Origin of the sequence: Roseateles sp. SL47 (assembly GCF_026625885.1) — a bacterium.
Classification (GTDB): domain Bacteria; phylum Pseudomonadota; class Gammaproteobacteria; order Burkholderiales; family Burkholderiaceae_C; genus Roseateles.
The window spans coordinates 3,881,405-3,894,419 of sequence record NZ_CP113068.1 but is presented as its reverse complement, the minus strand read 5'-3'; the positions used below and the strand labels follow the sequence as shown (position 1 = coordinate 3,894,419).

At 64.3% G+C, this 13,015-nt stretch carries 14 protein-coding genes; 4 read left to right on the top strand and 10 right to left on the bottom strand.

Annotated elements, in window-relative coordinates:
- Window positions 1-8: 8 nt before the first annotated feature.
- The 10 genes from OU995_RS17205 to OU995_RS17160 all read right to left on the bottom strand — a co-directional run bounded on the left by OU995_RS17205 (window position 9) and on the right by OU995_RS17160 (window position 9,116).
- A complete protein-coding gene (locus OU995_RS17205) occupies window positions 9-974 on the bottom strand; it encodes a nucleoside hydrolase (RefSeq protein WP_267831234.1) in 966 nt (321 codons plus the stop codon).
- 18 nt (window positions 975-992) lie between these two features.
- Window positions 993-1,964 (bottom strand): ribokinase, encoded by a 972-nt coding sequence (locus OU995_RS17200; RefSeq protein WP_267831233.1) that lies wholly within the window; start codon window positions 1,962-1,964, stop codon window positions 993-995.
- Entirely contained in the window at window positions 1,961-2,977 is a 1,017-nt protein-coding gene (locus tag OU995_RS17195; protein WP_267831232.1) for a LacI family DNA-binding transcriptional regulator, read from the bottom strand. Before OU995_RS17195 ends, OU995_RS17200 begins: the two co-directional genes overlap by 4 nt.
- 195 nt (window positions 2,978-3,172) lie before the next feature.
- A complete protein-coding gene (gltA, locus tag OU995_RS17190) occupies window positions 3,173-4,483 on the bottom strand; it encodes a citrate synthase (protein WP_267831231.1) in 1,311 nt (436 codons plus the stop codon).
- 36 nt (window positions 4,484-4,519) lie between these two features.
- The gene (locus tag OU995_RS17185; protein ID WP_267831230.1) at window positions 4,520-4,798 is read right to left on the bottom strand and encodes a succinate dehydrogenase assembly factor 2; all 279 of its coding nucleotides are present in this window, start codon (window positions 4,796-4,798) and stop codon (window positions 4,520-4,522) included.
- A 20-nt stretch (window positions 4,799-4,818) separates the two neighbouring features.
- Window positions 4,819-5,523 (bottom strand): succinate dehydrogenase iron-sulfur subunit, encoded by a 705-nt coding sequence (locus OU995_RS17180; protein ID WP_324288580.1) that lies wholly within the window; start codon window positions 5,521-5,523, stop codon window positions 4,819-4,821.
- A gap of 17 nt (window positions 5,524-5,540) precedes the next feature.
- On the bottom strand, window positions 5,541-7,346 hold the full coding sequence (gene sdhA / locus OU995_RS17175) for a succinate dehydrogenase flavoprotein subunit (protein WP_267831229.1): 1,806 nt from the start codon (window positions 7,344-7,346) through the stop codon (window positions 5,541-5,543).
- 3 nt (window positions 7,347-7,349) lie between these two features.
- The gene (sdhD, locus tag OU995_RS17170) at window positions 7,350-7,712 is read right to left on the bottom strand and encodes a succinate dehydrogenase, hydrophobic membrane anchor protein (protein ID WP_267831228.1); all 363 of its coding nucleotides are present in this window, start codon (window positions 7,710-7,712) and stop codon (window positions 7,350-7,352) included.
- A 77-nt stretch (window positions 7,713-7,789) separates the two neighbouring features.
- Window positions 7,790-8,230: a succinate dehydrogenase, cytochrome b556 subunit gene (gene sdhC / locus OU995_RS17165; protein ID WP_267831227.1), complete on the bottom strand. Its 441-nt coding sequence runs from the start codon at window positions 8,228-8,230 to the stop codon at window positions 7,790-7,792.
- Between the two features lie 103 nt (window positions 8,231-8,333).
- Window positions 8,334-9,116 (bottom strand): GntR family transcriptional regulator, encoded by a 783-nt coding sequence (locus OU995_RS17160; RefSeq protein WP_267831226.1) that lies wholly within the window; start codon window positions 9,114-9,116, stop codon window positions 8,334-8,336.
- A 353-nt stretch (window positions 9,117-9,469) separates the two neighbouring features.
- On the opposite strand from OU995_RS17160, the gene OU995_RS17155 reads away from it, so the two are divergent.
- From OU995_RS17155 to OU995_RS17140, 4 genes are all read left to right on the top strand, one after another.
- Entirely contained in the window at window positions 9,470-10,456 is a 987-nt protein-coding gene (locus OU995_RS17155) for a malate dehydrogenase (RefSeq protein ID WP_267831225.1), read from the top strand.
- A gap of 392 nt (window positions 10,457-10,848) precedes the next feature.
- On the top strand, window positions 10,849-11,880 hold the full coding sequence (locus OU995_RS17150; RefSeq protein WP_267831224.1) for an HpcH/HpaI aldolase/citrate lyase family protein: 1,032 nt from the start codon (window positions 10,849-10,851) through the stop codon (window positions 11,878-11,880).
- Window positions 11,881-12,028: 148 nt separating this feature from the next.
- The gene (locus OU995_RS17145; RefSeq protein WP_267831223.1) at window positions 12,029-12,580 is read left to right on the top strand and encodes a hypothetical protein; all 552 of its coding nucleotides are present in this window, start codon (window positions 12,029-12,031) and stop codon (window positions 12,578-12,580) included.
- Window positions 12,581-12,765: 185 nt separating this feature from the next.
- Window positions 12,766-13,011, top strand: coding sequence for an AbrB/MazE/SpoVT family DNA-binding domain-containing protein (locus tag OU995_RS17140; protein ID WP_267831221.1), 246 nt, complete (start codon window positions 12,766-12,768; stop codon window positions 13,009-13,011).
- Window positions 13,012-13,015: the final 4 nt, after the last annotated feature.

Genomic DNA, 13,015 nt, shown 5'->3' with positions numbered 1-13,015 from the left:
GAATCTCCTCAGAAAATCTCGTCAAACAGGGCCAGGACCCGGGGCGCATCCACCGCCACACAGACCTGTTGCGCCGGATGGCCCGACCAGGCCGTGCGCTGCGATTGTTCCTGGCGCCAGTCCTGGATGGTCTGGCCGGTGGCAATGCCTTCCAGCGCCACCCGCACCGGGCCGCTGCGCAGGGTGAAGGCCTCCGGCACCAGCAGCACGGCGGCGGCGCTGGCATCGTGAGCATAGATGCCGCCGATGTGGTCGCGGGCATCGTAGAACTTCTGGTAGTGCCGGGTGGCCTGCCAGAGCAGTTCACCGGCACCGTCACCGCGTCCCCGCAGGCGGGCCAGGTCGGCCTCGCGCATGATGACTTCCTGGGTGACATCCAGCCCCACCACGATGACCGGCCAGGCGGCCGTCAGCACCTGGTCGGCCGCTTCGGGGTCGGCCATGATGTTGGCTTCCGCCACCGGCGAGACGTTGCCGCTGTGGCCCTTCAGGCCAAAGGCGCCGCCCATCACCACCACCTGCTTGACCTTGGTCGCGATGCTGGGGTCCTGCTTCAGGGCCAGCGCCAGGTTGGTGAAAGGCCCCACCGCCACCAGCGTCAGTTCACCGGGGTGTTCATTCACCAGGTCGCAGATCAGCTGGTGGGCGGGCCGCGGGTCCGCCGGGCGGGTGGACTGCGGCAATTGGTGGGCGATGCCGCCCAGCGCGTCGTCACCGTGCACATGCAATGCGCCTTCGCGACGGCGGCTGTCCAGCAGCGGGCCGGCGGCGCCGGTGGCCACGGGGATGTCCAGCTTGAACAGCGCGGCCAGGCTGCGGGCATTGTGGGCGGTGATGTCCACCGACGCGTTCCCATGAACCGCCGTGATGGCCTTCAGGTCAAAACGCGGATGGGCGGCCAGCAGGGCGAGCGCCAGGGCGTCGTCAATGCCGGGATCGGTGTCATAAATGACGGGAATCTTGAGACTGTCCATGGGGATACGGCTTCCAGGTCAGGCGGGAGACATGCTGCTGGCCAGGGCCGGCAGCTCGGAACGGTAGGGCATGGCCTGTTGCACGCCGGAACGGCTGACGGCCAGCGCTGCGGCCGCCTGGCCCAGGGACGCCGCTTGCAGCGCATCCAGGCCTTCAGCCAGGCCGACGGCAAGGCCACCCACCAGCGTGTCGCCGGCCCCCACGGTGTCAATGGCGGCAACGCGGGTGGCGTGCAGGTGATGGCCGTCCGGATGGTCGTCGCTGAGCAGCCAGGCGCCCTGCCCGCCCAACGTGACCAGGATCTGCCGAGGGCCCAGCATCCGCAGGTGGCGCGCCGATTCGCGGGCCAGGGACAGCTCATCGGGCACTCTGGCAGCGTGGAGGGCCTGGCCACACAACTGCGCGGCTTCGGTCTCGTTGACCACCAGCCAGTCGGTCAGCCCGAGCAGCGCGGCCGGCAAGGTCTGGGCCGGCGCTGCATTCAGCACGGTCGTGACGCCGGCCTCACGGGCCAGTTCAAACGCACGCTGGATGGCCGGCAGCGGAACTTCCAGCTGCGCCACCACTACACGGGCCGCCTGCAAGGGCTTGCGGGCGGCCTCGACATCCTCCGGGGTCAGGTCAGCATTGCTGCCGGGCACCACCACGATGGCGTTTTCACCACCGTCCTGCGCCACCATGATCACCGCCACTCCGGGCCAGGTCTGTTCATCGCAACAGATGGCATCGGTGGACACATGCTCCTGCTCCAGTGCCGCCAGCAGCTCATGCCCATGCTGGCGCAGGCCGATCCGGCCCACCAGCGCCACATCGGCCCCCAGACGCGCGGCTGCCACCGCCTGATTCCCGCCCTTCCCGCCCGGCGTGCCGGCAAAGGCGTCGCCGATGAGCGTCTCTCCAGGGACCGGCAGACGCTTGGCGTGGGCCACCAGGTCCATGTTCACGCTGCCAACCACCACCACGGTGGCTGCAGCCTTTTCCAGATTCATGCTTGCTCCGAAGACAAAGGCGCGGATGTGCTCTCGCGCAGCACCAGTTGCGGGGTGAGCTGCAGGTCCTTGAACGGCGCCTGCGGATTCTCGATGCGCTCGATCAGTGCGCGGCCGGCCTCCCGGCCGAGATCGCGGATCGAGCATCCCACGCTGGTGATCGCGGGATAGATGTAGCTGCCAAGCTCGATGCCGTCGAAGCCGACCACACTGAGCTGGCGAGGAACGGCCCGTCCGAGTTCGGCCGCAGCACGCAAGGCGCCCATGGCCATCAGGTCATTGCTGGTGAAGACCGCCGTGAGGTCCGGCTGCCGGGTCAGCAGCGCCTTGACCGCCTCATAACCGCCCGCCGTGCTGAAGTCGCTTTCAATCAGCCAGTCGGGCCCGGCTTCAATGCCATAGGCGTGCAACGCTCCACGCCAGCCGGCCACACGCTCCTGCGTGACCTCGAATTCCGCCGGACCACTGACACAGCCGATGCGCCGATGGCCCAAGTCCAGCAGATGCCGCACTGCGGCTGTGGCGCCCACCTGATTGTTGACGCTGACCCGGTCGGCACGGGCACCGGGCACCAGACGGTCGACGGTCACCACCGGCACGCTCGCATGGCGGAAGGTGGTGGCCAGCGCGTCGGCATCGCCCGCAGAACTCAGCAGCAGCCCATCAATGCGCTTTTCCAGCAGGGTGCGCAGATACGACTGCTGGTGCTTGGGATCATTGTCCGAATTGCAGAGGAAGACGGAGTAGCCGGCCTGACGGCACCATTCCTCCACCCCCACCACCAGCTCGGCAAAAAACGGGTTGCGCACATTGGGCACCAGCACGCCGACGATCTTGGTTTCACTGCGCCTCAGCGAACGCGCCACCGCGCTGGGCAGGTAGCCGATCTCGTCCACCGCTGCCAGCACCCGGGCCCGCGCCTGGGCACTGACCGGTCGGGTGTTGTTCAGCACATGGGACACCGTGGTGAAGGACACCCCCGCCAGCGCGGCCACATCCTTGATGGTGCTCATTCCTGCTTTTGGCCTTCTTCAAATCGGGTGATGGGATCCTGGATTGCACACGATGAGCGCCTTACCGCCGCTCGTCATGGCTGCAAACGTTTGCAAGGATGCGAAGCATAGCGCATGAACGCGAAAAAAAACCCCTGGGCCGGAGCTCAGGGGTTGTTGGCCGGGCCGCTGGTGCGGCATCAACGGCGGCGCAGATCAGCGCTGGGCAATCGGCTTGACGTTGCGCGGGGTGGCACCAACGAACAGCTGACGCGGACGGCCGATCTTGTATTCCGGGTCGCCGATCATTTCGTTCAGCTGGGCAATCCAGCCGACCGTACGGGCCAGGGCGAAGATCGCGGTGAACAGCGGCACCGGGATGCCAATGGCGCGCTGGACGATGCCGGAGTAGAAGTCCACGTTCGGGTAGAGCTTGCGGGCGACGAAGTACTCGTCTTCCAGCGCGATCTTTTCCAGTTCCATGGCCAGCTTGAACAGCGGATCGTTTTCCAGACCCAGTTCGCTCAGCACTTCGTGGCAGGTTTCGCGCATCAGCTTGGCGCGCGGGTCGTAGTTCTTGTAGACACGGTGACCGAAGCCCATCAGCTTGACGCCGCTGTTCTTGTCCTTCACCTGCTTGATGAACTCGCCGATCTTGGCCACGCCACCCTGCTTCTGGATGTCGTGCAGCATGTTCAGTGCTGCCTCGTTCGCACCGCCGTGGGCCGGGCCCCACAGGCAGGCCACGCCAGCGGCGATGGCGGCAAACGGGTTGGTGCCGGACGAACCGCACAGACGCACGGTCGACGTCGAAGCGTTCTGCTCGTGGTCGGCATGCAGCGTGAAGATGCGGTCCATGGCGCGCACCAGCACGTCATTGGGCTTGTACTCTTCGCAGGGCGTGGCAAACATCATCCGCATGAAGTTGCCCGCGTAGGACAGGTCGTTCTTCGGATAGATGTAGGGTTGGCCGATGGTGTACTTGTAGGCCATGGCCACCAGCGTCGGCATCTTGGCGATCAGGCGGATCGCCGCGATTTCACGGTGCTCGGGGTTATTGATGTCGGTGCTGTCGTGATAGAACGCCGACAGCGCGCCCACCAGGCCCGTCATGACGGCCATCGGGTGGGCGTCACGGCGGAAGCCACGCAGGAAGAACTGCATCTGCTCGTTGACCATCGTGTGATGGGTCACGCGATTGACGAACTCTTCCTTTTGCGACGGCGTGGGCAGTTCCCCGTACAGCAACAGGTAGCAGGTTTCCAGATAGTCGCAGTTCACGGCCAGCTGCTCGATCGGGTAGCCGCGATACAGCAGCTCACCCTTGTCGCCATCGATGTAGGTGATGGTCGAGTTGCAGGACGCCGTCGACAGGAAGCCGGGGTCATAAGTGAACTTGCCCGTCTGCGCATACAGCTTGCGGATGTCGATCACATCCGGGCCGATCGTGCCCTTGTACAGCGGCAGGTCCATCTGCGGGCTGCCGTCCGAGAACGACAGTGTGGCTTTGACGTCTGAGGGGGTCATGGGCATTCCTTATGACTTCTGTGGGGTTCTTGTCTCTTACTGCGGGGTCCGGAGCATGGCCAGCACCGCCTGCACATCCGGCCGTGCCAGATCGTCGGCAGGCTCTTTGCGGGCCAGCATCAGATCCAGCAGGTCGTTGTCGGAAAGGTCCATCAGTTGCCTGAGGCCTTCCGCATGGAACTCGGTCAGCTGGCTTTCATGTCGACGGAAGAACCGCTCAATGAAGAGGTCATTCTCCAGCAAGCCGCGCCGGCAGCGCCACTTGAGCTTAGAGAGATCCCTCTCGTTGATGAGGGTGTTGGTATCGACAGTCATGGCTGGCTCCGGGTGCGACCTCAAACGGCGCGTCGCACCATCAGTTCCTTGATCTTGCCGATGGCCTTGGTGGGGTTCAGACCCTTCGGGCAGACATCGACGCAGTTCATGATGGTGTGGCAGCGGAACAGGCGGTACGGGTCCTCGAGGTTGTCGAGGCGCTCGGCCGTGCCTTCGTCGCGGCTGTCCGCAATGAAGCGGTAGGCTTGCAACAGCCCGGCAGGACCCACGAACTTGTCGGGGTTCCACCAGAAGCTGGGGCAGCTGGTCGAGCAGCTCGCGCACAGAATGCACTCATACAGGCCGTTGAGCTCATCACGCTCTTCCGGCGACTGCAAACGCTCCTTCTCGGGCGGACGCGACTCGTTCAGCAGGAACGGCTTGATCGAGTGGTACTGCTTGAAGAACTGCGTCATGTCCACGATCAGATCGCGAACCACCGGCAGGCCGGGCAGCGGCTTGAGCTTGATGACATCCGGCAGCGAACGCAGGTTGGTCAGGCAGGCCAGACCGTTCTTGCCGTTGATGTTCATGGCATCCGAACCGCACACGCCTTCACGGCAGGAACGGCGGAACGACAAGGTCGGGTCCACGGCCTTGAGCTTCAGCAGGGCGTCCAGCAGCATGCGCTCGTTGCCGGCCAGCTCCAGCTCGATGGTCTGGATGTAGGGCTTGGCGTCCTTGTCCGGGTCGTAGCGATAAATCTCGAAGGTGCGCTTGATCATGTTTGGCTCCTGCGTCCTCAGAAGGTACGGACCTTCGGGGGCACGCTTTCAACGGTCAGCGGCTGAAGGTTGACCGGCTTGTAGGTCAGGGTGTTGCTGGCGCTGTGCCACAGCGTGTGCTTCATCCATTCCTTGTCATTGCGACCCAGCGGGAATTCCGCGTCGTCGGCCGTGCGTTCGTAGTCATTCACCGTGTGGGCACCGCGGCATTCCTTGCGGGCTGCGGCGGACACGATGGTGGCTTGAGCGGCTTCGATCAGGTTGTCCACTTCCAGCGCTTCCACGCGGGCGGTGTTGAACACCTTGGACTTGTCCTTCAGGGTGATGTTCGTGACACGCTCGCGGATGGCCGCGATGGCGGTGACGCCTTCGTCCAGCAGCGCCTGCGTGCGGAACACGCCGGCATGCGACTGCATGGCCGCGCGCAGGTCGTTGGCAACGTCCTGGGCGTATTCGCCACCGGTGTTGGACTCCAGACGTTCCAGGCGAGCCAGGGTCTTGTCGGCGGCGTCCTTGGGCAGCGGCTTGTGCGAAACGCCCTTCTTGTGCGCATCGACGATGTGGTTGCCGGCAGCACGGCCGAACACCAGCAGGTCCAGCAGCGAGTTCGTGCCCAGGCGGTTGGCGCCGTGCACCGACACGCAGGAGCATTCACCGACTGCATACAGGCCGTTGACCACGCTCTTGTGGTCGTCGCCCTTGGGCACCACCACCTGACCATGGATGTTGGTGGGAATGCCACCCATCTGGTAGTGAATGGTCGGCACCACCGGGATCGGCTCCTTGGTGATGTCCACGTTGGCGAAGTTGTGGCCGATCTCGAACACCGACGGCAGGCGCTTCAGGATGGTGTCGCCGCCCAGGTGGGTCATGTCCAGCACGACGTAGTCCTTGTTCGGACCGCAGCCGCGACCTTCCTTGATTTCCTGGTCCATGCAGCGCGAGACGAAGTCACGCGGCGCCAGGTCCTTCAGCGTCGGGGCATAACGCTCCATGAAGCGCTCGCCATTGGCATTGCGCAAAATCGCGCCTTCGCCACGGCAGCCTTCGGTCAGCAGCACGCCCGCGCCGGCCACGCCGGTCGGGTGGAATTGCCAGAATTCCATGTCCTGCAGCGGGATGTCCGCACGGGCCGCCATGCCCAGGCCGTCACCGGTGTTGATGAAGGCATTGGTCGAGGCGGCGAAGATGCGGCCGGCACCACCGGTGGCCAGCAGCACGGTCTTGGCTTCCAGGATGTGGATCTCGCCGGTTTCCATTTCCAGCGCGGTCACCCCCACCACGTCGCCTTCAGCGTCGCGGATCAGGTCCAGGGCCATCCACTCCACGAAGAAGTTGGTGCGGGCCTTGACGTTCTGCTGATACAGCGTGTGCAGCATCGCATGGCCGGTACGGTCGGCCGCAGCGCAGGCGCGTTGCACCGGCTTTTCGCCGTAGTTCGCGGTATGGCCGCCGAACGGGCGCTGATAGATCGTGCCGTCCGGGTTGCGGTCGAAGGGCATGCCGAAGTGTTCCAGCTCGTAGACCACCTTCGGGGCTTCACGGCACATGAACTCGATGGCGTCCTGGTCACCCAGCCAGTCCGAGCCCTTCACCGTGTCATAGAAGTGATAGTGCCAGTTGTCTTCGGACATGTTGCCCAGGCTGGCACCGATGCCGCCCTGAGCGGCGACCGTGTGCGAGCGGGTCGGGAACACCTTCGACAGCACAGCCACATTCAGGCCGGCCAGCGACAGCTGCAGGGATGCGCGCATGCCGGAGCCGCCGGCACCAACGATGACGACGTCAAACTTGCGCTTGGGGAGCGAGGTTCCGATTTGCATTTCTTACAGCCTCCAGAGCACTTGGATCGCCCAACCCGCGCAACCCGTCAACCACACCAGCGTGAACACATGCAGCACCACGCGCAGGCCCACCGGTTTTACATAATCCATCCAGATGTCGCGCACACCCACCCAGGCATGCCAGGCCAGGGAGACGATCAGCGCGAAGGTCAGGAACTTCATCCATTGCTGGCTGAAGATGCCGGCCCACAGGTCATAACCCAGCGGGCGGCCCGGCCACAGCACCTGCACCAGCAGCACGATGGTGAACAGTGCCATCAGCAGGGCCGTGGCGCGCTGGACCATCCAGTCACGCAGCCCATAATGCGCACCGACAACGATGCGCTTGGATCCATAAGTTGTCATTTTGATTTGCCCCTCGGGTCAAACAGCAGTCAATGAGCGGTCAATGCACGGTCAAACAGTGGTCAAGACCGGACGGCTCAATACAGGCCGAACAGCTTGGCACCGAGCAGCACGGTCAGGGTCAGGCTCAGCACCAGCGTGATGATGGCGCTGCTGTGGCCCTGGGCCTTGCTCACGCTGTGCGTGGCATCCATCCACAGGTGGCGCACACCGGCGATGAAATGGTGCAGGTAACCCCAGATCAGACCCAGCGTGGCCAGCTTGACGAACCAGGCCGGCACGAATCCGATGCCGGCGAGGTAAGCGCTGGTGAAGGTGTCGTAGGAGATTTCCGAGGTGAGGCTGTTGTCAAACAGCCAGATCACGAACGGCAGCAGGAAGAACATCAACAGCCCGCTCACGCGGTGCAGGATCGACACGATGCCGGCCGGAGGAAGCCGGTAGCCGACGATCTGTGTGATGTGGATGTTGGTATAGACCGGTCGTTGCTTGGTGGTGGCTGAAGTGGCGTCCGTCATGTCCGACCTTGTAATCGATGTGAAACCCAATGGATTTTAGAGCAAGGACTTGTCACTCGCAGGCGTACCGGGCGCATGTCGTTTCAACAATGGTCCGGCAACGTCATTGAAGGTCGTTGCGATAAAAGTGATGGGTTGTGTTGTAGAGACCGCGGCGCAACTCCACCGGCTTGTCGCCGTAAGTAAAGGAGAGCCGCTCCACGCTCAGCAGCGGGCTGCCGGGCGACACCTGCAGCAGTTCAGCGACTTCTACGTCGGCTGCGACTGCGCGGATCTTTTCCTGTGCACGAATCATGTGCACGCCAAATTCGGTTTCCAACAGACCGTAAAAAGGTCCACGATGCTCCCGCAGGCGCTCGGCGGTGAGGCCCTTGAACATCGCGCCCGGGAGCCAGATGTCATCCAGCACCACCGGCTGGCCGCCGCTGTGCAGCAGACGGCGAATCTCAATGACCGGATCACCGGCCCGCAGATTCATCTGCCGTGCAATCCAGGCCGGCGCCCGTTGGCGACGGCAGTCCAGCAACTGGCGCCCCAGCGTCGCGGAGGCACCGGCCTCCGGCGTCAGCCGCAGAAAACGGAATTGCTGCTGCTGCTCGGCATGGGTGGCCACAAAGGTGCCCTTGCCCTGGCGGCGCACCAGCAGATTCTCGGCCGACAACTCATCCACCGCCTTGCGCACGGTCCCCTGGCTCACGCCGAAGCGCGCCGCCAGCTCCATTTCGCTGGGAATGCTGTCCCCGGCCTTCCACTCCCCGGCCTGCAAACCGGCCAGGATCAGGCCCTTGATCTGCCGATAGAGGGGGCTGAAGGCCGGCGCCGCTTCGGCACGGGCCAGCTCATTGAGCGGCGTGACCGGTTGGGACGACGAGACGGGGGGCGACATGGGGCGGCATTCGAGCACAAAGCGGGGCGCCGCGTCCATCTCAAATCCGGGAGACCCAGCAGGTTAGTCTTATATAAGACACAAGAGTGTCAGATTCTTGCCATGTTGACCGGCCATTTTTGAACCGGGCGCGTTCGTCATTGGGCGAATAAGACCTTTCCGGCCAAGCGCGCGGCGCCCGATGGGCCTACACTTGCCGTCGCTGGCGCCGGCTCGCGACCGCGCCGACCGGACAACCGTTTCCGCCGGCCGCCGTGAATACGCGGATGAGCATGAACTGTGCACATCTGCATCCCGGCAGGCCCTTTCGCTTTTCTATTGGCTTTCGCCTTTTCACTTTCGGAGACCTCGTGATGAGCAAGAAACCCGTTCGCGTCGCCGTGACCGGCGCCGCCGGCCAAATCGGCTATGCCCTGCTGTTCCGCATCGCTTCTGGCGAAATGCTGGGCAAGGATCAGCCCGTGATCCTGCAACTGCTGGAAATCGCCGACGAGAAGGCTCAGAACGCGCTCAAGGGCGTGATCATGGAACTGGAAGACTGCGCCTTCCCGCTGCTGGCCGGCATCGAGGCCCACAGCGACCCGATGACCGCCTTCAAGGACACCGACTACGCGCTGCTGGTTGGCGCACGTCCGCGTGGCCCGGGCATGGAGCGTGCGGACCTGCTGGCCGCCAACGCCCAGATCTTCACGGTGCAGGGCAAGGCGCTGAATGCCGTGGCCTCGCGCAATGTGAAGGTGCTGGTGGTGGGCAACCCGGCCAACACCAATGCCTACATCGCGATGAAGTCGGCACCGGACCTGCCGGCCAAGAACTTCACCGCCATGCTGCGCCTGGACCACAACCGCGCTGCTTCGCAGATCGCCGCCAAGACCGGCAAGCCGGTGGGCAGCATCGAGAAGCTGGCGGTGTGGGGCAACCACTCGCCGACGATGTACGCCGACTACCGTTTCGCCACCATTGATGGCCAGGCCGTGAAGCCGCTGATCAATGACGAGGAATGGAACCGCAACGTGTTCCTGCCGACCGTGGGCAAGCGTGGCGCCGCCATCATCGCCGCGCGCGGTCTGTCGTCGGCCGCTTCGGCTGCCAACGCCGCCATCGACCACATGCGCGACTGGGCCCTGGGCACCAACGGCAAGTGGGTGACGATGGGTGTGCCGTCGGATGGCTCGTATGGCATTCCCAAGGAAGTGATGTTCGGCTTCCCGGTGACCACCGAAAACGGGGAGTACAAGATTGTTCAAGGTCTGGAAATCGATGCGTTCTCGCAAGAGTGCATCAACAAGACCCTGGGCGAGCTGACCGACGAGCAAAACGGCGTGAAGCATTTGCTCTGACCCACCCCCTACCGCCTTCGGCGGCCCGGTGGAGTTTCGCCCACCCCCTACCGCCTTAGGCGGCCCCCTCAAGGGGGCGAACCCGGTGGCCTGGCAGAGCCAGTTCCACGGGTTCCGCTGGAGGGGCGGCCGCGCTTCGCGGGCCGCGTTGCTGAAGGGCGAAGGGCACAAGGAGAAAAGCCAGCGCTTTGAGCTGGCTTTTTTTATTGGCGCGGGGCAGCGGAATGGCTGGGAGCGGCGGGATGGGGGACACTCGCTGGTCGGCTGCGCAGGTCGGCGTCGTTAAGGCGGGCAGGCATGCTGGCTGCCCGCTTCTTCCTTCGGCTGGAGCCAAGGGTGGAATGGGCCTGCCTGCCCGTCCCCGTTCGGTTTCGCCGGGTCTGAGAGTTGTCATGAACAGCCATTTGCTTCATCCCGCACAAGCACTTTTTGAAGAAGGCCAGGCGCCCAGCGTTCTGCCCGTGGTCGACCACTATTGCGGCGTCGAGGCGCGGATGGTGAAGAGCCTGGAACTGCAGACACAGATGGGGCCGGTGTTCGACATCACCCTGGATTGCGAAGACGGCGCCCCCGTGGGCGGTGAGGCCGAACACATGCTGCTGGTGCTGCACCTGCTCAACGGGCCGCTGAATGTGCATGGACGGGTGGGCGTGCGGGTGCATCCGTTTCAACATCCGGCATTCGAGGCCGATGTGGAGGCCGTGATCGCCGGCGGCGGCGAGAAGCTGGCCTATCTGATGATCCCCAAGCCGGAAAGCCTGCACGATCTGCAAGACGCCATCCGCTTCATTGATGACAGCCTGCAGCGGCACCACATCCGCAAGCCGCTGCCCCTGCATACCTTGATCGAAACCCATGGCGCCCTGCGCGATGTGATGGAGATCGCCGCGCTGCCCCGCATCGAGTCGCTGTCTTTCGGGCTGATGGACTATGTGTCAGCGCATCGCGGCGCCATTCCACGCTCCGCGCTGACGGTGGACGGCCAGTTCAGCCATCCACTGGTACAACGCGCCAAGCTCGCCATCGCAGCCGCCGCCCATACCTACGGGAAAACCCCATCCCACTGCGTGGTCACCGAGTTCAAAAGCGAACGTGCCATCCAGTCCGCCGCGGAACGGGCCGCCCGAGAGTTCGGGTACACCCGCATGTGGAGTATCCATCCGCAACAAATTCAACCCATCATCGACGCCTTCGCCCCCAGCGTCGCCGAGATCGACGAGGCCATCGACATCCTGCTGGCCGCCCAGGCCGCCCAGTGGGCCCCCATCCAACACCGTGACATGCTTCACGACCGGGCCAGCTACCGGCTCTTCTGGCATCTGCTGCAGCGTGCATACCGCACAGGCCAGCCCTTGCCGGCTGAAGTCACCCAAGCCTGGTTGTCCACCCCGGCGGCGGGCGCCAACAGCACGAGCCCGCGTTGAAAACCCTACCCTTTGAAACAAACCCTGCGCGCACGCGGCTTGCCCCGCGCGAGAATTCACCTGCCGTCGCGCCAGAGGTTACTGAGCTCCTGGGACGACCTTCAGCACCGCCCATCCCTTCAAGACTCAAAGATTCAAAGACGCCCCCATGAAAACCTCCTTCGCTCTGTCCAGCACCGTTGCCACCGCTCTGCTGCTGGCCGCCGGTCTTGTCTGTGCCGAACCGTCGGTGCAGGGTAACAACACCAAGCCGGCTCCGGCGAAGGCCGTGACGGCCAAGTCCACCGCCAAGAAGGCCCCCGCCAAGCCGGCCGGCCCCGCCCCGTTGGCTGACGCCTCGCCCGAACAGCTGGCCGCCGCCGAGCAGGCCTACATGGGCCACTACGATTGCGAATTCAAGCAGTCCGTCGAAATCACGCCCAATGCCAAGCACCCCGGCTATATCGACGTGGCCTTCCTGAAGCAGGTCTTCACCATGAAGCCGGTCCTGTCCTCCACCGGCGCCCTGCGCCTGGAAGACGTCACCGGCCGCACGCTGATGGTTCAGATCGCCAACAAGTCGATGCTGCTGGACGTCAACGCCGGCCGCCGCATGGTGGACGAGTGCGTGCACCCCCAGCAGCGCGCCGCCATGGAAGCCGCTCGCGCCGCCTCCGCCGTCCCTGCTGGCGGCCTGGGCATTGCGCCCGCCGGTCACTGAATCGAGTCCCTCCCAGCCCATTCAGGCCGGGATCGGGCAACCGCTGCAGCGCTGTCCTGCCAGCCGGTTCGCCCCTTAGCAACAAGCGCGCCCTTCGGCGCGCTTTTTCTTTTCCGGCGCAAGTATGTAGAATCTATGCATACTTTCCGTTCCATACCTCAGCGCAGCCCTCACCGGAGCCCCTCATGGAAGCCACCGTCGCCGAACGCGGTCAGATCACCCTGCCCAAGGCCGTCCGTGATGCTTTGGGGCTGACCAAGGGCACCACGCTGACCGTGGAACTGGACGGCGCCCGCATCATCCTCCGCAAAAATGTGGACGACGCCATCTCCCGCGCTCGTGGACGCTTCAAACTCCCGTCAGGCACCACCACCGACGATGTCATGCGTGACTTGCGGGGCCGCGCCCCCACTGACCCTACCCAGGCCTGATCCC